Genomic DNA, 26,089 nt, shown 5'->3' with positions numbered 1-26,089 from the left:
ACAACATACCGTTGTAGATTAAAATTTATATTAAAAACAAAATCTTGTATAGAATGAAAATTATATTTATCCACGGGATGAATCAACAAAACTACACAGCACATCGCTTGAAAGAGCATTGGTTAAAAGTATTCAAGCTCGGCCTGAAACAAATGCCTTGCAAAGTTAATGTCCGCGATCTTCATATTCACATGCCATTTTATGGCGACTTAATGACCAAATACCAATTAAGTAACCAATTAGACCTTAACACGTTATTACCTAAATCATTTTTTAATAATTATTTCCCTATTAACGTACACCCAAGTAATCCTCCTACTAGAGAGCACACTCCATTTGTTCCGTTGTTACGTCCCTCAACCGATCAAACTGATAAAAGCTTCTCAGAACGGCTTTATCTCACTTCTCAATTAGTTAAAGATCGTGTACTGAAAGAACTAGTTGTTTTATTAAATAACTTTCCTAAACTGCATGAAAGTTTGATTCAACAATTCCTCATCGAAACCTATATGTATCTATCTAATCCAGAGTTTATGGAGGAAGTACATCAAAGAATTTTAAAGAAAATGCGAGAAGAAGAAGATTATATTGTGGTGGGACACTCTCTTGGTTCAGTTATCGCTTTCCAATTATTATCAGATCCATCTTATCAATTCTCAGTTAAGCGTTTTATTACCCTAGCTTCGCCTTTAGCTTTTCGCGTGATTCAAAGTAAGCTCCCGAATCCAATTTCCAGACCGCCATGTATTTACGGTGATTGGTTTAATTTTTACTCTCAGGACGATTTTTTGACCGCTTTTCCCTTATGCGAGGCCCCATTTAATTTTGATCCTGCCATTATCAATCAGAAAATTTATACCTTTGCCAACCAGCCGCATGAAATTTTAGGATATTTACAACATCCGTCGGTCATAAAGGCAATTATTGAACCTTTTCAGAAAAATGAGGGCTAAATGTATATATTTTCTACAATTTGAGTTATTTTTAATCGCTTGATTGTTTTTTTTAATATTTCTTCAGAAAACTATTTGACACTTTTATTAAATCGACCTAATATACGCCCACCTCTGAAACGTCCCTATCGTCTAGAGGCCTAGGACATCGCCCTTTCACGGCGGTAACCGGGGTTCGAATCCCCGTAGGGACGCCAATATTTTTCAGATGTATGCCTCATATAAGTCCCTATCGTCTAGAGGCCTAGGACATCGCCCTTTCACGGCGGTAACCGGGGTTCGAATCCCCGTAGGGACGCCAAATTCTAAAAAGCCACTGCATAATGTCAGTGGCTTTTTTCTTGCCTAAAAAATAAAAAAGCCAATCAATGATTAACTTTTTATATGCTCTATCAACCCGCAATTCCTACTTGTACTTCAAGACGACCAGACTGCACTCGTAGTCCTCTAATTTCAAACTGATCTACGAGCTGCTGCACAAGCTCACGACTTTCTCTCAAAATATTCAAGCCCGGTAAAATACTAAAATCAGTCAAACTTAAAAGCTTTTCAACCATCCATGAACGGTTGTTAATAAAGTCAATAAATCCTGCTTGCTCTAGATCAATAAACCACATCCGGTGACCATCGCGTTGGATTCCAGGAATATCGCCAATCAAGTGATTAATGAGTGATGGAATAGGTAACATATTTACCACTTCGAAACCAACTCGACCAATACGGCGTACAGCCCAATTTGACAAGGTGCCGCCATGTCGAATCTGGACATCAAGACTTTCATCCATTTGACGCAGGCGTAAGAATTTTTCCTGCCCAATACGGCATTCCAGTACTTTAAAATCTAAACTCAAACGATACATGAAGCGATGATAATGCCCATCAATCTCCACTTGGAAACTGTCATTGCCGCACTTAATTTTAATATCATCAATTTCTGAGCGATCTATGCGCTTACGAATCTGATTATTTAATAACATTTCAGGTAAGTACAACGTTAAGGTACTTTTGCCTAAAAAAGTTCGCGCCATAATCAACGCGACTTGGCGTGCTGTTTCACTGGTTTCAGACACCATATCTCTTACCGTGCCTGCTGCCAGATTTGTCATTCCGACAACTCCACGTCGTGTATGAGTAGTTACTTGATCGAGCGCGTCCAAAGCAGCATCAGCAACCTCTGCAATATTACGTGTCGTGTCGCTAGCAAACCCAACTGCATCTTGGGCATGTTGCAATGTCTTATGCAGTAATCGACGAGATAATGACGGTTTAGCGGTATCTGGGGTAGCTAAAACCGATGCTGTCGTTGTAGGCTGCGACTTATTGTCATCTTGTTGACCCAAGTCCCTCTCTCCTTTTTATATTTATCCCACATCCTATTCGAGTATTTAAGCTCATTTATTGTGCTAATCACACTTCATTTTTCTGTAGATTAGCATGCTCTACAATATTATTTTAATTTTTATGTGTACGGATAAATCATCTGTTTTTTATATTTCTTTGTTTATTCATAAGTAATTTTTCTGCTAACTCAACGCATTTCATCGATATCTTACAAATTTTTTTCTTTCTGCACATTTCCGTTAGAATAGATTCAAACTAAATGTGGAGTTCTCATGCAATATCGTTGCCCTAAATGTCAAAGTGTTAAAATTATGCCTGTGAGCCAAGGCGTTAACAGCGCAAAACCTGTCGTTCCTAAAAGTCTGGTTATCTTGATTCCTGCAATTTTTGTGCTTTTACTGTTAGTAGTCATTAGCATCTTTATGTGGATTTTTGGCAATGGTGCAGGTAGTTCTCTTCAAATCGCAACAGTAGTTGCATTTGTGGTTACTGTAGGGGCAGGTTTTATGTTCTGGCGTGATTTGCCTGATTTCAAATTGTCTATGCAAGCATTTATGCAGTCACAAAAACACTGGAAATGCCGTGACTGCAATAACGAATGGGAAATTTAAAAAAACTGTTCACATCAGCTCAATGCTGATGTGAATGTGCATTATCTGCATCATCATGTTTATGCGAAGCATGTTGAGCAATATGCTGACAATTGATCTCGGCATCGTCCTCAATTTGCAATGTCACTTCACCAATACCATGTTCATGGGAAAGCATTTCAACAGCATCTTGATACAACTTGGTACGATCAGCTTCAGGCGCAAATAAGTGCACTGTTAAATGGATGTTTTTAGAAGTGATCGCCCATACTTTGAGTTGGTGAATACTTTCCACACCATTTAAAGAAAGTAAATCTGCACGTAGCTTCTCAATATCGACCTCTTCTGGCACACCTTCGAGCAAAATGTTAATACTTTGCTTAAGTAAAACCCATGTTCTTGGTAATACCCAAAATCCAATCAGTACTGCAATAAGCGTGTCAATCCAGTACCAATTAGTGAAGTAAATAATAATTGCACCAATAATAACGCCTACCGAACCTAGTGCATCACTCAATACTTCTAGATAAGCACCTTTCACATTTAGGCTGTTATTGGCACTCGACATCAGGATTTTCATTGAGATGAGGTTAATCAACAAACCAATGGTTGCCACGATCAACATGCCCACACTTTGAATTTCGGGTGGCTTAGAGAAACGGATATAGGCTTCATATAAAATATAAATTGCTACAACGAACAGCATGAGTGCATTAAATAAAGCGGCCAGAATTTCAAAGCGCTGATAACCAAAAGTACGTTTATTATCAGCAGGGCGTTTTGAAATCTGAATTGCGACCAGAGCAATTGCCAAAGCAGCTGCATCTGTAAACATATGCGCAGCGTCAGAGAGCAATGCCAGACTTTGTGTGATTAAACCTGCAATGACCTCAACAATTAAAAATGTCGTAGTAAGCGCCAAGGCAATCGTTAGTTTCTTGGCATTACCTTCAGTCACTACAGCATGACTATGGTCATGACCATGTTGTCCACCCATTTTGCGGACTCCTTATTATTTATCTTTATGGTGAGGTAAAAGTAACCATGAATTCATGTTTACCTTTACCTGTTTCAAATACTTTTCTGACTCAAACTTTTTCATCAAAAAGATATCTCAAATCGATGACATTATGAATGCCCAACTTTATTCGTCTTGCTTTCATTCATCCATCGATAAATGACTGGCAATAAAACCAGCGTTAGTATCGTAGATGAAATAATGCCACCGATTACTACCGTTGCCAAAGGTCGTTGTACCTCTGCACCAGTTCCAGTTGCCAAAGCCATTGGAATAAAACCGAGGGAAGCAACGAATGCCGTCATTAATACAGGGCGTAATCGCAGTACAGCACCTTTCCAAGTTGCAGCATGAACATCTAGAGTTGCTCTTAGCTCTTTAATGAATGTGAGCATTACCAAACCATTCAATACCGCAACACCTGATAGAGCGATAAACCCGACGCCAGCAGACATAGAAAGCGGAATATCTCTCAGCCATAAAGCCACTAATCCACCAGATAAAGCGAAAGGAACCCCGCTAAATACAAGTAAACTGTCTTTAAAGTTACTAAATACCGCCATCAGCAATACAAAGATCATGATGAGCGCCATCGGTACGACGATTTGCATTCTTGCAGTGGCAGAAGCAAGGTTCTCAAATTGTCCTCCATAACCCAACCAATAACCGCTAGGTAGCTTTTGCTGCGCCAGTTTACTTTGCACCTCTTGTACAAAAGACCCAAGGTCACGATCACGCACATTTGCCGTCACAATCACTCGGCGTTTGCCATTTTCACGGCTGACTTGAGCAAGACCCAGAATATTCTCAACCTTAGCAACGTCTTGTAACTGGATCAGACCGCCGTTTGGTAAGCGAATCGGTAATTGTGCTAGCTGCTGAGGCGTACGCATGTTTTCCTGTAAGCGAATCACGAAATCGAAACGTCTATCACCCTGTAAAATTTGCCCTACGCTTTGTCCTCCAATACTCGCAGCGACAATATCCTGAATAGACTTGACTGATAATCCATATTGAGCAGCTAGTGCATGATCAACATCTACATTCAGTAGTGGTAAACCATCAGTCTGTTCAACTTTGACTTCACTGGCACCTGGAATACTACGTAACTGTTGGGCTATTTTTTCCGCTTCCTGATTGAGGACTTGCATATCATCCCCAAAAACTTTCACCCCGATATCACTACGTACACCTGAAATGAGTTCATTAAAACGTAGTTCAATCGGTTGCGAGAATTCACTGTTATTACCAGGAATCTGATTCACGAATTGCAGCATTCTGGTACGCAATTCATCTATCGTTTCTTTAGGGTTTGGCCATTGATCGTGTGGTTTTAATAGAACAATACCATCGGAAATATTAGGAGGCATGACATCGGTAGCAACCTCGGCTGTTCCTGTTCTTGCAAAAATGGCTTTAATTTCGGGAAAAGCTTTCAGTAACTGCTTTTCCACATTCTCCTGAATCTTAAGTGACTCTTCTATGCCTGTGCTCGGTGCACGCATGAGTTGTAGTGCAAAATCACCCTCACTGAGTTGAGGTGCGAACTCACTCCCCACTCTTGTTGCAATAGCACTTGTCAAAATTAAGATGCTGACCGCTGCTGTGACAACAACATATCGAAAGGCATATGCTTTATCGAGTAAGTCTGCATAACCTTTTTTCAGTGACATCATCCAGCGGCTTTCTTTTTCCTTCACCTCACCTGTAACAAACAATGCGACAGCTGCCGGTACAAAGGTCACGGATAAAATAATCGCTCCCAATAAAGCTAAAACAACGGTCATTGCCATAGGGTGGAACATTTTTGCTTCTACGCCTGCCAAAGCAAAAATTGGCAAGTACACGACCATAATGATGATCTGACCAAATATTAATGGTCGTCGCGCTTGTTTAGCAGCTAGAAAGACCTCAGTGAAACGTTCTGAACGTGTTAATAAACGACCTTTTAAATGCTGCGCTTCAGCCAAACGCCGAATACAGTTTTCAACAATAACAACAGCCCCATCAACAATGATCCCGAAGTCCAAAGCGCCCAGACTCATCAGGTTGGCACTGATTTTTTGTTCTGCCATACCTGTTAAGGTAAAAAGCATTGCCAATGGGATAATACAAGCAGTGATTAAAGCAGCACGAAAGTTTCCTAAAAAAATAAAAAGGATAACGATGACTAAAATCGCCCCTTCAATTAAATTTTTAGCTACTGTTTTAATTGCTTTATCTACGAGACTACTACGATCATAGACTGTTTCAATCACAACGCCCTGAGGGAGCGATCTTTGAATTTCCTGAACTTTGTCATCAATCGCCTTGGCAATGGTTTTACTGTTTTCACCCATCATCATCATGGCGATACCTAAAACAGTTTCCTGTCCATTATAGGTAGCCCCACCAGTACGCAAGTCATGACCAATCGATACTGATGCAACATCTGCAACACGTATAGGTAAACCGTTTTTAGTGGCAACCGTAACGTTCTGGATATCTTGTATTGACGTCAGCATACCGGGAACACGAACTGTGAGTTGCTGGCCATTTTCTTCAATAAATCCAGCACCACGGTTTTCATTATTATTTTGAAGCGCATCCTGTAAATCAGTAAGTGGAATTTGCAACTGTTGTAACCGTGTCAGATCTGGAGAGACCACATAGGTTTTGTTATATCCACCAATGCTATTAACTTCTGCCACCCCTTGTACGCGTTGTAACTGGGGCCGAATAATCCAGTCCTGAATTTCGCGCAAGTCCATCGCGCTATAGGCTGAACCATCTGCCTTTTTAGCATTTGGCTCTGCTTTTACAACCCATTGATAAATCTCACCGAGTCCAGTTGAAATTGGAGACATTTGCGGATCAATGCTATCTGGTAAAGCACTCTTTGCTTCTTGTAAACGCTGGTTAATCAGCTGTCTTGCCCAGTAAATGTCTGTGCCATCTTTAAAGATAATCGTGACCTGAGAAAGGCCATATCTGGAAATTGAACGAGTCTGTTCCAGATTTGGAATACCAGACATGGCATTTTCAATCGGATAAGTAATCCTTTGCTCAACTTCCGGCGCAGTAAAGCCATTAGCCTGACTATTGATTTGTACCTGTACATTGGTGATATCAGGCACGGCATCAATTGAAAGTTTTTGGTAGCTATAAATTCCGACACCAATCCAAGCCACGACAAACATCATGACCCAAATGGCGTTGTTAATTGAAAACTGAATGATTCGATCAAACAAACCTTCAGCCTTTGGCAAATCAGGTTTATTAATGTCCATGCTCAGCCTCCCCTTTTTCAAGTTCGGACTTGAGCAAGAAACTACCTTGAGTCACATATTGCTGCTTTTCAGTAATTCCGGATTTAACTTCGACCCATTGTGCATCTGAAGAATAATTACCTAACTCAACTGCAACAGGAGCAAAATGAATTTTGTCCTTCTCTTGTTTTGCAATAAAGACGACATTCTTGCCATCAATCTGTTGTATCGCTGTCTTGTTAACTCGTAATACAGTCGCTGCATTATTTTGTTTCAGTAACACATTGACCATTAAGTTAGGACGTAATTCTTTTGAAGGTGTGAGTACCTTGGCACGAACCTGTAGACGACCTGTTTGAGTATCTGCTTCTGAAGTTAAACTTTGTACCTGTGCTTTAAAAATATTATTCGTTTGCAGTGATTTAAATTCAATTTCCTGATTAGGCTGAATATTGGTATTTGCACTTGGTAGCACAAATTCAACCCATAACTGATCTAGGCGATCAATAACAAATAACTGTTTTTCAGGACCAATTTGCTCACCAATGACAATATCTTTACTACTGATTACACCGCTTAAAGGTGCAGTTAAAACATATCGGCCTTTACTTGAGCGATTTGCTCCCAATGCAGATAAACGGCTATTTGCAGCCTGCACCTGGATCTGCGCCTGACGATAAGCATTGTAAGCACGCTGATAATCTTGACGTGCTGAAACACCTTGTTCCCACAATTGTTTTTCACGCTGATAATCTTGCTGCGCTAATGTCAACGCTTCTTGCGCCATGCTTAAGTTAGCTTGTTGATCGACTAAATCCGGCACAAATAAAGTCGCAAGTGCCTGACCCTTTTCAACTTGTTGTCCCAGCGCAACATTTACGCTGTCTACTCGTGCAGAAAAAGTTGAAGAGACATGTGCTTGCTGGTCTGTGTTTACGACCAGTTTGGCAGGATACGAGAGATTCTGTTCAACTTCTCCACGTCCTACTTGCTCTAACTTCACTCCATATTCAACCAGTTGCTTAGACGTGAGGTTTAAACTGCCTTCCTCTTTTTCAGATTCTTCATGACCAGCTTCACCCTCTGCATGCTCTTCTTCACCTTCAGTATTAGGCTGTTTTTTTCCAGAGAAAAATAACCAAGCACTTAAAGCAAGGCAGACAATCAGCAGCAAAATAGCAATAAACCATTGGTTTTTCATTTTTTTAACTGACATTACTCTGCCCCTCCAACTGTCGGCAACTTATAGGTGTCTTGCCATAAATTTTGATTAATTTGATTTAATGCATCTCCAGACATCACCATATTTGGATCGATCCCGAGAGCTAAACTTTCTGCCTCAATTGCTTTTTGCCAAGCAGATTTAAGGAGTTGAACTTTTTTCAAGCGTTGTTCTTGTAATTGCAAGGTAGATTGCTGGACATCAGTAATTGCAAATTTACCGACCTTAAAGCCAAGCAACATTTTCTCTTGTACCGTCTCTGATAAAGGGATTTGCTGCTCATTCATTAAATTATACTGCTGCTTTAAACCCGCTAACTCGTACTGTAGAGTACGGATAGAATTCTGGCTTTGCTTTTTATAAAAGCTTTGCTGCTGGTCAATTAAATCGAGTTTGCTTTGAGCAACTTTGAGGGCATATTGCTGGCGATTAAAAATGTTTAAAGGAACTGCTATACCTACTCGAATCTGATTTTCGGTACTGCTCGTTTCTGCGGTTTTACTACGAACCACGCCCATATTTACAGTAGGCGTAGGCCGATTTTTTGCCTTTAAATAATTAATTTCAGAATTTTGTTGTATTGCTTGAAGCTGTAGGGACTGTTCTAACAAATTCTGTTTTAGATATTGGTCGATATCACTTTCATTTTTTAAAGGCCACGCACTTTTTATATCCGGGCGTAAGGTGAAGTTATCTTCTGCCTCACCCCATAAGTTAGCCAATTTTCTTTTAGCACTACTCAGTGATAATTCAACTTCCTGATATAAACGCTGATTTTCAACATGCGTCATAAGAGTTCGATCTAAATCAACCTGAGCAATACTGCCGGCCTGAAAGCGTAAGCGGGTAGCATCAAGAAGATTTTTACTCGTTCTTAACTGGGCTTTAGCAACTTCATGTTCAAGCTCTAAAATAGATACTTGTGACCATAAATATTTTACTGCCAGCTTCAGTTGAGCCTCATATAAAACCTGATTTAACTCAACTTGATTTTGCTGAACACTTGCTAGTTTTTTTGCTGCGGAACGTACACCAAAAATATCTAGTTTTTGCGAGATTCCGAGTTCTAGTTCCTGATCTTTTCCAGATTTAAAACCCGTTTGCTGTACAGAAACCGTCGGGTTTTCCCATAGCTGGCTCTGTTTGATATTGCTCTCGGCAATATCTTGTTGAGTTTGCCAAATTCCTGTTTGAGTCTGAAATTGCTTAACCTGATCAAGCACCTGCTCAAACGTTAAAACATTCTGTACCTGCTGCGATTGAGTATTCTGCGTGAGGTTCTGATTTGCACTAGCAACAGTTGTTACAACGCTAGTTGAAAGCGCAACTGCAACAACTAATGATTTCAGTACCCAAGATGTGTTCAGACTAACGAAACGCTTTTCGTATAAAAAAATAGACATAAAATAACCCTATGAAATAAATAATATTTCTGGTGGGCTAATTTTCGGCTACCCCACCTATAGCAGGGTTAAAACAGGAGGCGGGTCTTGTTTAGAAATATGAGGGGACTTATAAGAATTGGACCAATAATATTGTTGTTTTGGCTCAGATGACAGTATTAACGGTGAAACAAGTTTTTCTTGTGCTTCTACAATCACAACATGAAAACATGAAGGTAAATGGTCATGATGATCAGACAAAGTTAAAGGAGCTTTATGAGTAGTTCCTACGATATCTGTCTTTTCCGTATGGCTATGCTGTGAAGCTTCATAACTCAACGCTGCATGATGACCAAAATGATGTAATGCCTTTTCCTGATTTTCATGGGCGCAAAATGCTGCTGCCACATTCCATAAACTTTGGAATATAAGCAAACAGAATAAGACGGACATGAAAAGTGCAGAACGTGGCAACAGCACACCATTAAACTAAGAAGTTGAACAAAGCCACTATAGCAGGCTATCGGCATGTAATAAAATTACATCTATAAATAGCAGTATAGAAGCGATCCTAATCTCGCCTGAGTAAAAATAAGAATAAATCATTAAGAATTTTTATCTTTACTCATAGGAAACTAATTATTAAGTAATTAGTTTCCTAAAAAATAAAAATTATTTACGCTTACAAGTTAAATGAGGATTCTTACTTTTTTCAGCTTTAGCTTTTGTTTCTTGCTGAGACTTAATATTCTTTTCGAGGAGTATTAACCCTCCATCAGCATGAGCCAAACTTGTTGAAAGAAGTAAAATCAGCAAAACTGATTTTTTATTTAGTTTAATAGACATAATAATCACCTGATCTAAATATTCCGAATTTATTTAAGGACTTAACCCAGAAATAAAATTAATTTTTCGCATGCTTTAGTTAATCAACTCAGGACAAATCTTCTGAGTCTCTAAGAAACATGCGGATATACTTTCATTTCATTTTTAGAACCAACTAAACAATGAAGGGAGAACACCGTGGAGACGCAACTCATCAAAAAGTTGGACTAACGCCGCAACCCAGATAAACCACACCACCTGCGTTAAAAAAATACGGAAATGCTTCGGTGAAACCTGATAGAACTCAGGCTCTTTAAAATTTTTGAAACTTGGTAAAAAGCGTGGAATTGTCTTTATATAATCTGAATATGCAGTTCCATATTTTTCACTCAGGAATGCTTCTTCTTGACGTATAACAAAATGGTAGTAACAGAGAAAATAAAGTGTGAATAATATTGGGAAGATAAACGTCTCTGTAATCAACATAATCCCGATTCCACCCAGATAACTAAATAGATAGAGTGGATTTCTACATAAAGAATAGGGACCGTCGGTGACTAACTTGGCATTCTTAAATCCGGAAATGTAAAGACTGCACCATATTCTTCCCATTACTCCTATGCCCACAAAAAACCATCCGAAGAACCATAAAATATGTTCCACGAATGCCGCTTGAAAATGCCATTTACTAAAACTTAAAGCAAGAATAATAGCTAAAACAAGCCCAATCACGCGGGAGCTCACAGTCCTAACACGGGGAGAAAATAAAATATTCATTTCCATAAATCTCCATCACTGTGAATCATCAGAGATGAGATAACCGATTCATTAAAATGATATTTTTGTTTTCCAGAAAGATTTGACAGAATCTTATATCCCGCCTTGTCATTAACATAAAGACGTGAATGTTTAAGCGAGTAATCTACATAGAAGATTGCTGCGCTTTGTTTGCACATATAATTAAGCATAAAATAACCCTTTGAAATAAATAAATTTCTGGTGGGTTATTTTTCGGCTACCCCACCTATAGCAGGGTTAAGACAGGAGGGGGATTTAAAGAGCCAAGATACGGAGACTGATAAGAATTAGACCAGTAATAGATTTGTGAGAGCTCATGTACACGCACAAAAGGTTCTTGAGCTTGTTGTGCATTTTCAGTCATCACTACATGAAAACATGACGGTAAATGATCGTGATGATCTTGCCAGCTTAATGGAGCATTATCAGAATTTTCTACAATACCAACATGTTCAGTCTGCATATGGTCTGAAGATTGATATACATTTAAATCTGCATGATGACCAAAATGTTGTAATGCCTTTTCCTGATTTTTATGCACGCAAAATGCCGCTGCCACATTCCATAAGCTTTGGAATATAAGCAAACTAAACAAGACGGACATAAAAACTGTAGAACGTGACAACGGTACACCATGACAGTAAATTGCACAAAGTCACTATAGCAAGCGATACCAATGTAATAAAATTACAAAATGATTTTTGGTTAATTTATCGCTGTTTTAAAAAAGTTTTTTCTTTAGAAAAATTAATTTCCTGTTTGAGTTCCTGCAATGTATAAACTATTTTCTACCCTACTCGTTGTCGTCTGTTTAAATTTGAGTGCTTGTGCCACGACATTACTTTCAGAAGCTTTACCTAACGAAACCACAAAAACCGAGAAGATCATTTTAGCAAAAGATCAAATCATTGCCTTAGGTCAAACAGTTGAAAATGACCAAGAACAAGGGATCATTTTTGTAGGCCAAGATTTTAGTTATTTAATGACCGAGGGAAGCGCTGAGCTATCAAAACTTCTTCATGCAATCCCAGCAGATCAGCGAAGTCTGACCAATCCGTCCCCACTGGTACTGACCATGGATGACCCAAATCATTTTCATGGTGTTTTACAAATACGCTATAACACGCGTATGGTTGATTTAAATGACTCGCAAAAAGACTTATTAAAATCCCTCGGCTTTAGACAAAATTTCGATATCATTCAAAATCAACAAACGGCACCTTATCCTTATATCAATATTTTCTTTAAAGGCCAGCTCTATCAGTCACAGGAAGCTAAAAAGATCCAAAAAACTTTAGTGGAACCTTATCCAATTCTCCTGCAACAGGAAAATAAAATTAGTAAAAGACATCCTTTGAAAAAGGCGACCCGTATGGTGCTCTATCCATTTGCTATGACCTTCGACGTGATTACGGTCGTTCCGTCACTGATGTGGGCTGATTTACGAGGCGAATTTAATAATTAATATTTCCAAATTCTTAAATAAAAAAACCAGCCCTTAGGCTGGTTTTTTTAAATAAAAATCAACTAGCAATATATTATTCCAAATGGCTTATTTAACTAACCTAGGATTTATTACTGTTTTTGCAGATCAGAAGAGAAACGAATTACAACATCATCAACAACTTTATTAAATGCTTGATTGATCGACATTGGCTGCACATTCTCAATAGGCGCTTTTTTATTTCCAACGGTTGTTAAAATCATATGTGGGTAACGTTGAGAAGTTTCTTTACCTTGAGCATCAACATAATTAAATTTAAACTCATATTTATCAGCAATCGCATTACCAACAGCGCCAAAAGTCAAACCAGTTAAAACTCCTTTACCTGCAGCTTCACCCAAATCGGCCACATTATTCGCAGTTAAATGTAATTGTGCCTGCTTCTCGCCATTCGACTGAGCTGTTGGAGAAAATACGCCGGTTGCTCTTAAACTACGCTCAACAGCAGATTGTAGTTCTTTACCTGCTTTTGGAATAACCTCTCCATTCCTCTGAAACTCAGTAGTTAAAACCACTGGAATAGGTTGAGCTGGTCTTTTAATTTCCGAATAAGTGACAGACTTATAAGCAGGATCAACATACGATTTTACTGAAAGACATCCAGTAAGTTGTGTAGCTACAGCTACCCCTAAAGCAATAGTATAAAGTTTAATTTTTTTCATGATTTTCCAAAGAGGTATATTTACCTTTTAATAAATTGAGACGTAATATTAATCTTAATAAATTAAAAATATAAGTATAAATTCAATCACTTTAGAGATTTTTAATTTCTCATTTCTTAATATTTTTGAATAGGAAATAAAAAACCAGCCCTTAGGCTGGTTTTTTAAATTAACAGAGATTATCCGCTAATTTTTTTGTATTTAGTACGTTTTTGAACAGCGTCTTCACCTAAACGTGACTGACGGTATGCTTCATATTCTGCATAGTTACCTGTGTAGAATTCTGGCTGTTCATTTTCGAATGACAAGATGTGTGTCGCGATACGGTCAAGGAACCAACGGTCATGCGATACCACCATTACCGTACCTGGGAATACAAGAATTGCATCCTCAAGCGCACGTAAAGTTTCAATATCCAAGTCGTTTGATGGCTCATCCAGTAAGATAACGTTTGCACCTTGCTGTAAAATTTTCGCAAGTTGTAAACGGTTACGCTCACCACCAGACAATTCGCCTACGCGTTTTTGCTGGTCTTGGCCTTTAAAGTTAAAGCGGCCGATATAAGCACGTGAAGCAATTTCATAATCGCCCACTTTCAAGATATCTAAACCACCAGACACTTCTTCCCAAACAGTTTTGTTATTGTCTAGAGTGTCGCGAATCTGCCCCACGTAAGCCACTTTAACTGACTCACCTAAAGTCACAGTACCTGTATCAGGTTGCTGTTCGCCAGTCATCATACGGAATAAAGTCGTTTTACCCGCACCGTTTGGACCAACGATACCTACAATTGCTGTTGGAGGTACAGTAAACGATAAGTTTTCGTACAATACGCGGCCGTCAAATGATTTGCTGATACCTTCCACTTCCACAACTTTATTACCCAAACGAGGGCCAGGTGGAATGTAGATTTCAGACGTTTCATTACGTTGCTGGAATTCTTTAGAGTTAAGCTCTTCAAAACGTTCCATACGCGCTTTGTTTTTCTTTTGCTGCCCTTTCGCATTTGAACGAACCCATTCAAGTTCTTTTTTCAATGCTTTAGCAAAAGATTCTTCTTGTTTCTGCTCTTGTTCTAAACGAGCATTTTTTTGCTCTAACCAAGAAGAATAGTTACCTTGGTAAGGAATACCATGTCCACGGTCAAGCTCCAAGATCCACTCGGCAACGTTATCTAAGAAATAACGGTCGTGCGTAATCGCAACGATTGTGCCAGGGAAATCTTTCAAGAAGCGCTCTAACCAAGAAACAGATTCTGCATCTAAATGGTTCGTCGGTTCGTCAAGAAGCAACATGTCTGGCTTCGAAAGCAATAAACGGCAAAGTGCTACACGACGGCGTTCACCACCTGAAAGCTTAGTTACATCCGCATCCCAAGCTGGAAGGTTCAAGGCATCTGCCGCGATTTCAAGCTGGTTATTTAAGTTATGTGCATCCCAAGCATGGATAATTGATTCTAATTTTTCCTGCTCTTTTGCAAGTGCATCAAAATCAGCATCTGGGTCTGCATACTCTGCAAATACCTGATCAAGACGTTCTAAAGCATCTAAAGCTTCACGCACGCCATCTTCAACGTTACCACGAACGTCTTTAGTCGGATCAAGAGGTGGCTCTTGCTCTAAATAGCCGATTTTAATTCCAGGTTGTGCACGAGCTTCACCAGAGAAATCTTTATCTACGCCAGCCATAATACGAAGCAAGGTAGATTTACCTGCACCGTTCAAACCGAGCACACCAATTTTGGCACCCGGGAAAAATGATAAAGAGATGTCTTTTAAGATTTCGCGCTTTGGCGGAACCATCTTAGACACTCGGTTCATCGTATAAATATATTGGGCCACGCAGGACTCCTCAATTGAAAAACCAATACATCGCATAAGCGATAAATAATCGCGCGTATTATACGCTGAAAACCCCAACAACTTGAAGTTATGATTTCCATCGTACGGATTTATCAAACAATTTTCTTTTTCAATAAGTTGCAAAATGTTTATGGATAAGATTTGTACAGCGTTTCAGCGTATATTTTTCTATCTATATTCCTAAAATTAGAAAACAAACCAGAATTTCTGCAATTTTCTATTTAACTTTTAAGCTAGACTCGCTCAATATTTAACTCACGAAGATGAAGTAATCATGACTTATAAAGATGAAACCTTAGCAATTCATGCTGGCTATTCACCCGAAGCTACAACAAAAGCCGTTGCGGTCCCTATTTATCAAACAACTTCGTATGCATTTGATAATACACAACACGGTGCTGACCTTTTCGATTTAAAAGTTCAGGGCAATATTTATACCCGGATTATGAACCCGACCACTGCTGTGCTTGAGCAACGCCTTGCTGCACTCGAAGGCGGAATTGGTGCTTTAGCCTTGGCTTCTGGAATGGCAGCGATTACCTATGCTGTCCAAACGATTACAGAAGCGGGAGACAACATTGCCTCCGTCTCAACTTTATATGGCGGAACTTATAATTTATTTGCCCACACCTTACCAAAACAAGGCATTGAAGTTCGTTTTTTTGATTATCAACAGCCAGAAAGCTTACGCAATTTAATTGATGATAAAACTAAACTTGTTTTTGTTGAATCAATTGGTAATCCACTCGGAAATATTATCGATTTAGAAGCAATTTCAAAAATTGCACATGAATATGGCGTACCTGTCATCGTCGATAATACGGTTGCCACCCCTGCCTTATTAAAACCATTTCAATATGGCGCCGACATCGTCATCCATTCGCTTACTAAATATATTGGTGGTCATGGCAATAGTATTGGTGGTGCAATTATCGATAGCGGTAAATTCCCTTGGGGTAAATATCCAGAGCGTTTTAAAGTTTTGAACACGCCAGACCCAAGTTATCACGGCGTTAATTATGTTGAGGCATTAGGCGAGGCTGCCTATATAGCACGAGCTCGCGTTGTACCATTGCGTAATACAGGCGCGGCAATTAGCCCGCTCAGTGTCTTCTTGATTTTACAAGGCCTCGAAACTCTAAATCTCCGCATGGAGCGTCATACTGAAAATGCGCAAAAAATTGCAGAGTATTTACAGACCCATCCAAAAGTAAAATGGGTGAATTACGCAGGTTTAAAAGATCATCCGCAGCACCAGCTTGCTCAAAAATATGTAAAAGGTAAACCTTCTGCAATTTTATCTTTCGGGGTGCAAGATGGGCGTGAAGGAGGTACTCGATTCATCGATGCACTTCAGCTATTTACTCGTCTTGTGAATATTGGTGATGCGAAAAGTTTGGCTTGCCACCCTGCAACTACAACTCACCGTCAGCTCAATGAACAAGAGCTTAAATCTGCTGGTGTAAGTGAAGATATGGTTCGTCTTTCCATTGGAATTGAGCATATTGATGACTTAATTGCCGATTTAGAACAAGCACTTTCAGCTGTATAACTTTTAAACTATTCATCAAGCCTCTGGAAATAGAGGCTTTTTTCATTTTTCTGTTCACTATATAACTAAAATAATTAATGGATTAAGATACTATTTTAGAGTTTTTACTCTAAATAAATTGTTAAATTTCATATATTTACAGACTAGACAATTTTTAAACATCTATTAAGATAAAGACAATATTTATGAGTTCATCTGGATGAATCTACGGTTGTAAAAATAAAAATTACATACCGGAATAAATAGTCCCTGCCCCTACTTAGGTAAAATGCTGTGAATAAAAAATTAGAAGCTCTGTTCCAGGAAAAGGTACAAGATAAAGTCATTTTAGTGACAGGCGCCTCGAGTGGAATCGGATTAACGATTTCAAACAAACTTGCTGATGCTGGTGCCCATGTTTTACTGGTTGCCCGTACTCAAGAAACTTTGGAAGAAGTAAAAGCAGATATCGAAAAACGTGGCGGTAAGGCATCAATTTTCCCATGTGATCTTAACGATATGGAAATGATTGACCAAGTCTCTAAAGAAATTTTAGCGACTGTTGATCACATTGATATTTTAATTAATAACGCAGGTCGCTCTATTCGCCGTGCTGTACATGAGTCTTATGATCGTTTTCATGACTTTGAACGCACGATGCAATTAAATTATTTTGGCGCGGTTCGCCTAGTTCTCAATATCTTGCCGCATATGATTCAGCGTAAAGATGGACAAATCATTAACATTAGCTCGATTGGTGTGTTAGCAAACGCTACTCGCTTCTCTGCATATGTCGCCTCTAAAGCAGCGCTTGATGCATTTAGCCGCTGTCTATCGGCCGAAGTTCATGCACACAAAATCGCAATTACTTCAATTTATATGCCATTGGTTCGTACCCCAATGATTGCACCAACTAAAATTTATAAATATGTCCCAACCCTTTCACCTGAGCAGGCTGCTGACTTAATTGCTTATGCAATTGTGAAACGTCCGAAACGTATGGCAACCAACTTAGGCCGCTTAGCTTCAATGACTTATTCTGTAGCGCCAGGCATCAATAATATGTTTATGTCGATTGGTTTCCGTTTATTCCCAAGTTCAGATGCAGCGAAGGGACAAAAAACCGAGAAATTAAACTGGGCACAAAAAGCTTATGCGCGTATTTTCCCAGGTGAACACTGGTAATTTTGAGTTAAACGCATAACGAATAAAAAGCGCCTTAACTAAGGCGCTTTTTTAACTAAAGGACTGATCAATCAAGAAACTGAACGTGCCCTGTTTTTACATCGTAAATTGCACCCACAACTACGATCTCACCTCGATCAACCATATCTTTAAGCACGGTGCTATTATTAATAATGTACTGAATGTTGTAATGAACATTCATTGCTGTGACTTGACTAATAAAAGCATTACCTAATTCACGTGGCTGCATAATGTCATATACGCTATCAACCGAGTGCATTAATGGTCCAAGCACATATTGAATGTGTGGCATTTCCTTCACATCAGACACTTGCTTTTGCTCTAAACGTAATTGACATGCACTTGTTACTGCACCGCAATCGGTATGTCCTAAAACAACGATTACTTTAGAACCTTTAGCCTGACACGCAAATTCAAGTGAACCCAATACTTTTTGCCCAGCAATATTACCTGCAATTCGCAAGCTGAACAGATCACCAATACCCACATCAAAAATCATTTCGGTAGGAGCACGTGAGTCCATACACCCAAGGACTGCTGCGATCGGATGTTGCCCTTCATCTGCAGTCACACGAATTTGTCGGTAAATATCACGTTGAAGGCGTTCATTTTTTACAAACCGTTCGTTCCCCTCTTTAAGTAAGTTGACGACCTGTTGAGGACTTAGCTTTTGCTGCAAATCATGTGTACTAATATCAATATCAAGTACCGCATCATCAACGTCTTGATAGTGCTGTTTGAACCCAACCAATTTAAGGTTTACTTGACGTTTAATAGCTGTTTCACTTTGATAATCTTGAATAACTTGATAGATATCTGGATCGATCGAATCACATTGGGTTGCATCAATAATGAGTTGTTGATGTTTATGTACATGTTCTAATGCCGAAATAAGCGCAGAACGATTAAGAAAGGTAACTTGTGATGGGAGTTCAATACGAGTCACTACGCCATGTAAACGCTTCTCTCTATAAACACGAATACCTTTATTAAAATTGCCATAGAGAATAAAAGCACTACTGGTGAACAGACCAATTAAAATTCCCATTAAAAGATCGGTCAATAAAATTGCAACTAAAGTAATAATAAAAGGTAAAAACTGTTTCCAACCTTTTTGATAAAGCTGTTTGAATAGTTTTGGATGAGTAAGCTTAAAGCCTGTCACAATAAGGATCGCAGCCAATGCAGACAGAGGAATCATGTTCATTAATGGCACAAAGAACAAAACCGCCAACAGCAACAATACCCCATGAATAATGGTAGAGCACTTACTACGCGCGCCTGTATTTGCATTCACCGAACTTCGCACAATCACTGAAGTGACGGGCATGCCACCTATTAAGCCCGAAACGATGTTCCCTGTGCCTTGTGCCCAGAGCTCGCGATTAGGAGGAGAAGAACGTTTTTGAGGATCGATTTTATCTGCTGCCTCTAAATTCAATAACGTTTCTAAAGATGCAACGACAGCCAGAGTAATTGCCCCTGTGTAAATCATAGGCTCAGCTAAATAGCTAAAATCAGGGAAAATTAATACTTCTTCTGGAGCTTTTAATATATTCGGCAATTGAATGAGGTTATCAATTTGCACTGCCCATGCAGAGCCGATACTCACTAAAATAAAATTTAAAACTGCTGCGAGCACAACCGCAATCAAAGCAGAAGGTAAAGCTAGTTTTTTAAGCGGACTGCTATCCCACGCTAAAATTAAAAATAAACTGAGTAAGCCAATAAGAGCAGCGCCTCCATCAAAACGTTGAAGGAATGCATCTGGTGTTGAAGTCCAAACTTGTTTCCATGCAAAATCAGAAAGTCCAAACAGATAAGGCAATTGCGTGGCAATCAGGATGACACCAATAGCAGCTAATAACCCTAAAATGACATTATTTGGAATAAAGTTCGCAAAAAAACCTAACTTAAATAATCCAAATAGAATTTGTAGGACACCGGCAAAAATAATACATAATAAAAAGGCGGCATAATTGCCGCCTAATTGTTCTAACTGTACAAGGATGACAGCAGTCAGCCCTGCCGCTGGGCCTGCAACGCTAATGTGAGAACCACTCAGTAAACCCACAATAATGCCGCCCACAATACCTGCAATAATACCAGAGATGATGGGAGCACCTGAGGCTAAAGCAATACCCAAACACAGCGGTAATGCCACGAGGAATACGACAACTCCGGACAAGAGGTCTTTCAAATGAAATCTATTTTTTAGGTTTAAAACCGACATAAAACAACCATTTATAATATAAAGAAATAAGCAAAGTTGTACTATTACAGCCTGAAAGTGAGTAAATGCTTCAAGGCTGGGTTGATGATGTCGAACAACTGAATATCATTAAAGTTTAGTTATGCTATAACGTTGTGTATTTAATTGTGTATTTAACAACGATTTGTTGATCTTAAGATTCACCTCATCTTTACGACTGTTTTTTTCTTATTTCGCTTTTATATAATTATTTAAAACATAATATTTAATCCATAAAAAAGCCTCCAATTGGAGGCCTTTTTATCAATTAAAGACTCTTATTTAGAACCTTTAATTCCCGCTTGTAATAACAATGCACCTAAACCACCAATCTTTTGTTCTTGTGGTTTCTCTTGCTTGCTACGCTGAGGGCGTTCAGCTTGATCTTTACGCGGTTGAGGACGTTTACCTTGAGGCTTACGCTCAAAACGCTGTTCTGTATTTTGTTCACGGCGTGGTGGACGCTGTGCTTTTACAGGTGCAGAACCTTCAGCACGCATACTTAAGTTCACGCGGTTACGTTCAACATCAACCTGCATGACACGCACTTGTACGATCTGACCTGGTTTTACAACTTTATGCGGATCAGAAACGAACTCATTCGCTAACTCAGAAATATGAACTAAACCATCCTGATGTACACCAATATCAACGAAAGCACCAAAGTTTGTGACATTAGTGATCACACCCTCAAGTTGCATACCTTCAGTTAATTGGCCCACTTCAGTAATATCTTCGCGGAATTTAGCAGTACGGAACTCTGGACGCGGGTCACGACCCGGTTTTTCAAGTTCAGCTAATACGTCTTGAACAGTTGGCAAACCAAATTTGTCATCAACAAATTCATCAGCTTTTACTTGGCGAATGATTTCGGTATTACCAATGATGTCTTTAACAGTTGTCGCTTTTGCTGCAACAATTTTCTCAACAAGACCATAACTCTCAGGGTGAACAGCAGAAGCATCTAAAGGTTCAGAACCATTTTGGATACGTAAGAAACCAGCCGCTTGCTCAAAAGTACGCTCGCCTAAACGTGGTACGCTTTTCAAAGCTTGACGGTTATCAAAACGACCATGCTCTTTGCGATATTCAACAATTTGCTGAGCAATTGCTTTGTTTAAACCCGCAATGTAAGCCAAGATTGCTGGTGACGCCGTATTTACATCAACACCAACAGCGTTCACACAGTCTTCAACTACCGCGTCAAGAGTTTTTGCTAAACCAGTTTGATTTACGTCGTGTTGATATTGACCTACACCAATTGATTTCGGATCAATCTTAACAAGTTCAGCAAGTGGATCTTGTAAACGGCGAGCAATCGACACTGCTCCACGAATTGAAACATCAAGCTCTGGAAGTTCTGCCGCAGCAAGTTCACTTGCAGAGTAAACAGATGCACCCGCTTCACTTACAGTCACACGTGTTAATTTGAGGTCGGTGTTTGCAGCCATCATTTCAGCCACTACAGCTTCTGTTTCACGGCTAGCTGTACCATTACCAATAGCAATAAGCTCTACATTATATTCACGGCATAGACGTGCAAGCTCAGCAATAGAACCTTCTTTATCTTCTTTAGGCGCGAATGGATAAATCGTGCTATGGGCAAGTACATCACCTGCATCGCTTACTACCGCAAGTTTCACACCAGTACGAATACCAGGGTCAACACCTAAAGTAGTACGACCACCTGCTGGCGCTGATAATAATAAATGACGAAGATTTTCAGCAAATACCTGCATTGCTTCTGCTTCGGCAGTAAGTCGTTTCTCTGTTAGCAATGAATGCTCGATTTGAGGACGAACTTTACCTAACCAGAATAATTTTGCAGTTTGTTTTAAGAAATCTTGACGTGCTTGAGGTTGAATTTGCTCAAGGTTGTATTCAGTTTCAATACGCGCTAATGGCGCATCATCTTCACCATCAACTTTTAAACCTAATACATTTTCTTGACGACCACGCAACATCGCCAATAAACGGTGTGAAGGTAATTTGTTTAAACCTTCAGAAAATTCAAAGTAATCACGGAATTTTTTACCGACTTCTTTCTTTTCTTCAGAAGCAACAGTACTTTTTAAAACCGCAGTTTTTGCAAAAGTTGCTTTTAATTCTGTAGTAAGCGCAATATTTTGTGCCCAGTCATCAATCAGAATATGCTGGATCGCATCTAACTGACTTTCAACATCTGGATAGTCTTCATGACTAAACCCAGCCACTGCTTCTGTCGGGTCAACTTGTTCTGCAATAATTTTTTCAGCAATTGGTCCTAAACCTGCTTCTTTTGCTTTAAAAGACTTACTTGTACGCTTAGGACGATACGGTGCATAAATTTCTTCTAAAGCATTTTTTGTTTCGGCTGCATTCACCCGCGCCAACAAGTCATCATTCAATTTATTCTGTTCTTGCAAAGACTGAATGACCTTTTCACGGCGCTCATATAAATCACGTAAATACGCTAAACGAGTATCTAATTGGCGTAACTGCGTATCATCTAAACCTTGTGTTACTTCTTTACGGTAACGGGCAATGAATGGAACACTGGCACCTTCGTCAATTAAGCGGATGGCAGCTTCTACTTGGTTTGGACGTACGGCAAGCTCACTTGCCAACTGCTGAACTAAGTCAGTCATCGTGTTTGATCCCACAAGGATAAAGTTTAAAAGCACTGATTATAAAGACCAAGCCCATAAAATCCACACTTGTTTGCGTATTCAAAACGTTTTTTTGTATTGACTCTGAATATTTATACTTTTTACGACTACTAGAGCACATAAAAACAGTGATTTAAGTATGAAAAATTTGAGAGCGAACCCTCCCTTTTAATCTTTAAAAAATATAAACGTATGACTTGTGTCATGGACGTGACAAAAAATTAATATAATTTATGAGAAATTGATCATATTGATACATAGCCCAAAAGATAAAAATATTAAGGTTGAGCACTACTTTATTCTTCTAATTTGTTATTTACTCAGTTTTTTTATCTTATTCAACAATCAAAAGCCTATTATATTTATTTCAAATAACTGATTTGAAACAATTAGTTATTACTATTGAGTGATTGGAAATTTATTGAAAATTTAACTATTTGTTGTTTTAGATCTATCTTTGCTAAATTATGGGCTTAAGATGTTGTTTTTTGGTTTCAAACCACCTTGAAAATTGTAATTTTGAGCAAATTGATACATAGTCTAAACAAGAACATCGGCATTATACTGAGGGCTTGTTGGCAATAAGCCTATCCGACCCAATAATATATAAATTATGACTTTAAAAGGGAGTACATCATGAGTTTAGTTGTACCTGCTGAACATCCTGAAACCGTACACAACGAAACGGATCGTGTCGAACGTATTTTAGTGGTCGATGACGATGTGCGTTTACGTACCCTCTTGCAACGTTTTTTGGAAGATAAAGGCTTTGTTGTAAAAACTGCCCATGATGCGTCACAAATGGATCGTTTATTACAACGTGAGTTATTTTCACTTATCGTACTCGACTTTATGTTACCGGTTGAAGATGGTTTAAGTATTTGCCGTCGTTTGCGCCAATCAAATATTGATACGCCAATCATCATGTTAACAGCACGTGGTAGCGATTCAGACCGTATTGCAGGTCTTGAAGCTGGTGCAGATGACTACTTGCCAAAACCATTTAACCCAAATGAACTTTTAGCACGTATCCGTGCAGTATTACGTCGCCAAGTTCGTGAAGTTCCGGGCGCACCAAGCCAACAAGTTGAAGTTGTAAGCTTTGGTCCATGGTCTCTAGACTTGTCTACTCGTACGCTGACACGTGAAGGACAAATCGTTACCTTAACAACTGGCGAATTTGCAGTATTAAAAGCATTGGTACAACACCCACGTGAACCCTTAACACGCGATAAACTGATGAACTTAGCGCGTGGCCGTGAATGGGGTGCGATGGAACGTTCAATTGACGTTCAAGTTTCTCGTTTACGTCGTTTAATTGAAGATAACCCTGCACGTGCACGTTACATCCAAACTGTATGGGGTGTCGGCTATGTGTTCGTTCCAGATGGTGCTGAATAAGCTTGAGATAAGATAGAGTGAGTTTAGAACCAATCGCCCCACAGAACTTTACCGATTACGTGACCTACTCAGAGCGTAAACGGACTCGGTGGGAACGTTTTCTCGACAAAATAAAGCCACGTTCTGCTGCCATGCGTACCACTATTCTGGTACTGCTGGTGGTGTTCTTTAGCTTATTTATGTCGTTATGGTTCTTTTGGCGCACTCTTTATTTACCTGAAATTCAACAGCACGCCCGTTATCTTGCGGTTGAGCTTGAGCTCGTCAATAATCCTGATATACGAATTTTTCATCGTGAAAATGAAGTAGATATTGATGCGTGGTTGCGTAATCGAGTCGGTATTGAATACGTTACCAACCCCAAAGAATATCCAAGTGTCCGAGAAAAGGTCATTGCCGAGTTTTTTACCAATCACGTTGAAAATAAGCTGGCAAATGAGATTGGGACTAAAGACGTTACCGTTTACTTCCAGTTTAAACCGAGCCCACGCATTTGGATTCAAACACCTGAAATGCATGGGAACTGGGTTCGAGAGCCTTTAAAAACCTATGCCAACTATAGTCCTGAACTTTTAGTGGGTTGGGTCGTGGGTGTTCCATTACTGTCGGCTATCATTATTTTAATTTTGGTTCGACAGATGAACCGCCCTCTGCGTCGTTTGCAAAATGCAGCCAATGAATACAGTAAATCAGGAACAGCGCCGTACCTTGATACCAATCACGGTCCACTAGAAATTCGTCAAGTAAACCAAGCGTTTAATCGTATGGTCTACACACTCGATCAGACTGAGCGTGAGCGACGTATTATGTTGGCAGGTATTTCACATGATTTACGTACTCCACTTACACGCATACGTTTAACAGCAGAGATGCTGCCTGATGAGTTTTTACGTGAAGGCTTGGTCTACGATGTAGATGATATGGATGCAATTCTTAATCAGTTCATTTCCTACATGCGCGATGGCTCAGATGAGGAGTTGAAAGACACCAATATCAACATGCTTTTGCAAGAACTTGTTGTGCAATTTAAACCTCTCGATATTCAATTCGAGATGCAGGATGTACCCATTATTCCGGCACGTAGTCTTTCTTTAAAAAGATTGATTGCCAACTTGATTAATAATGCGAAACGCTATGGTGCTGAACCGATAGAGCTCAGTGCAAAAGTAGAAAATGAATCTATTTTAATTACTGTTGCCGATCATGGTGAAGGCATTCCGGCAGATCAAATTGAAGAGTTAATGCAACCTTTTGTTCGCGGAGACTCAGCAAGAACCATTCAAGGTAGTGGTCTTGGGCTGGCTATTGTTAAACGTATTGTCGATATTCATCATGGCGAGATTCAAATTCATAACCGTGAACAAGGTGGTTTAGAGGTTATTATTTCTTTACCAATCCCAAAACCGAGTACCGAAGAAAATACCTCAACCAATCCATTGGAAAAAATAAAACAAACTTTAAGTGAGCGCTTTTAATTTGATCAATCAGCAATTAAAAGCCTTGTTTTAATGATAAATAAAAGCAATAAAAATCAATTAAATAAAAACTATAAATATAATTTATACCGCCATTTATTTACAAAATTAGACCTTAGCCTAACACCTATGCACTTTTCAATTTTTCATAGCTAAAATCCCGTATGTTTTG

The 26,089-nt window shown here is 39.2% G+C and carries 22 protein-coding genes and 2 tRNA genes; 10 read left to right on the top strand and 14 right to left on the bottom strand.

What is annotated here, in order from left to right:
• Positions 1–53 precede the first annotated feature (53 nt).
• From KIP84_RS01510 to KIP84_RS01500, 3 genes are all read left to right on the top strand, one after another.
• Positions 54–953: a GPI inositol-deacylase gene (locus tag KIP84_RS01510; RefSeq protein WP_213689198.1), complete on the top strand. Its 900-nt coding sequence runs from the start codon at positions 54–56 to the stop codon at positions 951–953.
• 121 nt (positions 954–1,074) lie between these two features.
• Positions 1,075–1,150: transfer RNA gene (locus tag KIP84_RS01505), tRNA-Glu, on the top strand.
• A gap of 28 nt (positions 1,151–1,178) precedes the next feature.
• Positions 1,179–1,254 (top strand) — tRNA-Glu (locus KIP84_RS01500).
• 91 nt (positions 1,255–1,345) lie between these two features.
• Here KIP84_RS01500 and KIP84_RS01495 read toward each other — a convergent pair.
• Positions 1,346–2,293 carry a hypothetical protein gene (locus KIP84_RS01495; RefSeq protein WP_002116860.1) on the bottom strand — a complete coding sequence of 316 codons (948 nt, stop codon included), beginning with the start codon at positions 2,291–2,293 and terminating at the stop codon, positions 1,346–1,348.
• Between the two features lie 273 nt (positions 2,294–2,566).
• On the opposite strand from KIP84_RS01495, the gene KIP84_RS01490 reads away from it, so the two are divergent.
• Entirely contained in the window at positions 2,567–2,905 is a 339-nt protein-coding gene (locus KIP84_RS01490; RefSeq protein ID WP_002117013.1) for a hypothetical protein, read from the top strand.
• Between the two features lie 19 nt (positions 2,906–2,924).
• On the opposite strand, the gene KIP84_RS01485 is transcribed toward KIP84_RS01490, so the two are convergent.
• From KIP84_RS01485 to KIP84_RS01450, 9 genes are all read right to left on the bottom strand, one after another.
• Positions 2,925–3,881, bottom strand: coding sequence for a cation diffusion facilitator family transporter (locus KIP84_RS01485; protein ID WP_057085355.1), 957 nt, complete (start codon positions 3,879–3,881; stop codon positions 2,925–2,927).
• A 131-nt stretch (positions 3,882–4,012) separates the two neighbouring features.
• Positions 4,013–7,171: a CusA/CzcA family heavy metal efflux RND transporter gene (locus tag KIP84_RS01480; protein WP_213689197.1), complete on the bottom strand. Its 3,159-nt coding sequence runs from the start codon at positions 7,169–7,171 to the stop codon at positions 4,013–4,015.
• Positions 7,161–8,366, bottom strand: coding sequence for an efflux RND transporter periplasmic adaptor subunit (locus tag KIP84_RS01475; RefSeq protein WP_086264782.1), 1,206 nt, complete (start codon positions 8,364–8,366; stop codon positions 7,161–7,163). The genes KIP84_RS01480 and KIP84_RS01475 overlap by 11 nt, the downstream gene beginning before the upstream one ends.
• The gene (locus KIP84_RS01470) at positions 8,366–9,775 is read right to left on the bottom strand and encodes a TolC family protein (RefSeq protein ID WP_213689196.1); all 1,410 of its coding nucleotides are present in this window, start codon (positions 9,773–9,775) and stop codon (positions 8,366–8,368) included. Before KIP84_RS01470 ends, KIP84_RS01475 begins: the two co-directional genes overlap by 1 nt.
• Positions 9,776–9,832: 57 nt before the next feature.
• A complete protein-coding gene (locus KIP84_RS01465) occupies positions 9,833–10,228 on the bottom strand; it encodes a cation efflux protein, CzcI-like (protein WP_328704248.1) in 396 nt (131 codons plus the stop codon).
• 198 nt (positions 10,229–10,426) lie between these two features.
• On the bottom strand, positions 10,427–10,600 hold the full coding sequence (locus KIP84_RS01460; protein ID WP_213689195.1) for a hypothetical protein: 174 nt from the start codon (positions 10,598–10,600) through the stop codon (positions 10,427–10,429).
• 144 nt (positions 10,601–10,744) lie between these two features.
• Entirely contained in the window at positions 10,745–11,362 is a 618-nt protein-coding gene (locus KIP84_RS01455) for an isoprenylcysteine carboxylmethyltransferase family protein (RefSeq protein WP_213689194.1), read from the bottom strand.
• The gene (locus tag KIP84_RS18725; protein ID WP_228308301.1) at positions 11,353–11,547 is read right to left on the bottom strand and encodes a hypothetical protein; all 195 of its coding nucleotides are present in this window, start codon (positions 11,545–11,547) and stop codon (positions 11,353–11,355) included. Before KIP84_RS18725 ends, KIP84_RS01455 begins: the two co-directional genes overlap by 10 nt.
• Before the next feature lie 56 nt (positions 11,548–11,603).
• Positions 11,604–12,002: a cation efflux protein, CzcI-like gene (locus KIP84_RS01450; RefSeq protein WP_032057229.1), complete on the bottom strand. Its 399-nt coding sequence runs from the start codon at positions 12,000–12,002 to the stop codon at positions 11,604–11,606.
• Positions 12,003–12,149: 147 nt separating this feature from the next.
• Between KIP84_RS01450 and KIP84_RS01445 the strand changes: the two genes are divergently transcribed.
• Positions 12,150–12,842, top strand: a complete 693-nt coding sequence (locus KIP84_RS01445; RefSeq protein ID WP_213689193.1) for a hypothetical protein — start codon at positions 12,150–12,152, stop codon at positions 12,840–12,842.
• Between the two features lie 110 nt (positions 12,843–12,952).
• On the opposite strand, the gene KIP84_RS01440 is transcribed toward KIP84_RS01445, so the two are convergent.
• A complete protein-coding gene (locus tag KIP84_RS01440; RefSeq protein ID WP_064785431.1) occupies positions 12,953–13,543 on the bottom strand; it encodes a hypothetical protein in 591 nt (196 codons plus the stop codon).
• A 179-nt stretch (positions 13,544–13,722) separates the two neighbouring features.
• On the bottom strand, positions 13,723–15,384 hold the full coding sequence (gene ettA, locus KIP84_RS01435; protein WP_005067029.1) for an energy-dependent translational throttle protein EttA: 1,662 nt from the start codon (positions 15,382–15,384) through the stop codon (positions 13,723–13,725).
• 295 nt (positions 15,385–15,679) lie between these two features.
• Here ettA and KIP84_RS01430 point away from each other — a divergent pair, with 295 nt between their 5' ends.
• Positions 15,680–16,957 carry an aminotransferase class I/II-fold pyridoxal phosphate-dependent enzyme gene (locus tag KIP84_RS01430; RefSeq protein ID WP_017481748.1) on the top strand — a complete coding sequence of 426 codons (1,278 nt, stop codon included), beginning with the start codon at positions 15,680–15,682 and terminating at the stop codon, positions 16,955–16,957.
• A gap of 273 nt (positions 16,958–17,230) precedes the next feature.
• Positions 17,231–18,121: an SDR family NAD(P)-dependent oxidoreductase gene (locus KIP84_RS01425; RefSeq protein WP_002116932.1), complete on the top strand. Its 891-nt coding sequence runs from the start codon at positions 17,231–17,233 to the stop codon at positions 18,119–18,121.
• Positions 18,122–18,188: 67 nt separating this feature from the next.
• Here the strand turns inward: KIP84_RS01425 and KIP84_RS01420 are convergent, their stop codons facing one another.
• Positions 18,189–20,375 (bottom strand): SulP family inorganic anion transporter, encoded by a 2,187-nt coding sequence (locus KIP84_RS01420; RefSeq protein ID WP_213689192.1) that lies wholly within the window; start codon positions 20,373–20,375, stop codon positions 18,189–18,191.
• Positions 20,376–20,671: 296 nt separating this feature from the next.
• A complete protein-coding gene (locus KIP84_RS01415; protein ID WP_130173046.1) occupies positions 20,672–23,020 on the bottom strand; it encodes a Tex family protein in 2,349 nt (782 codons plus the stop codon).
• A 657-nt stretch (positions 23,021–23,677) separates the two neighbouring features.
• Between KIP84_RS01415 and ompR the strand changes: the two genes are divergently transcribed.
• From ompR to KIP84_RS01400, 3 genes are read left to right on the top strand one after another with little or no spacing between them, the layout of a single operon-like run.
• Entirely contained in the window at positions 23,678–24,442 is a 765-nt protein-coding gene (gene ompR, locus KIP84_RS01410) for a two-component system response regulator OmpR (protein ID WP_000060753.1), read from the top strand.
• A gap of 17 nt (positions 24,443–24,459) precedes the next feature.
• Positions 24,460–25,917: an ATP-binding protein gene (locus tag KIP84_RS01405; protein ID WP_060465016.1), complete on the top strand. Its 1,458-nt coding sequence runs from the start codon at positions 24,460–24,462 to the stop codon at positions 25,915–25,917.
• Positions 25,918–25,950: 33 nt separating this feature from the next.
• Positions 25,951–26,073 (top strand): hypothetical protein, encoded by a 123-nt coding sequence (locus KIP84_RS01400; protein WP_081410534.1) that lies wholly within the window; start codon positions 25,951–25,953, stop codon positions 26,071–26,073.
• Positions 26,074–26,089 lie beyond the last annotated feature (16 nt).

This window comes from Acinetobacter sp. BHS4 (assembly GCF_018454425.1).
Classification (GTDB): domain Bacteria; phylum Pseudomonadota; class Gammaproteobacteria; order Pseudomonadales; family Moraxellaceae; genus Acinetobacter; species Acinetobacter pittii.
Note: the sequence above shows the minus strand (reverse complement) of the source record. Positions and strands in the feature narration are given on the sequence as shown.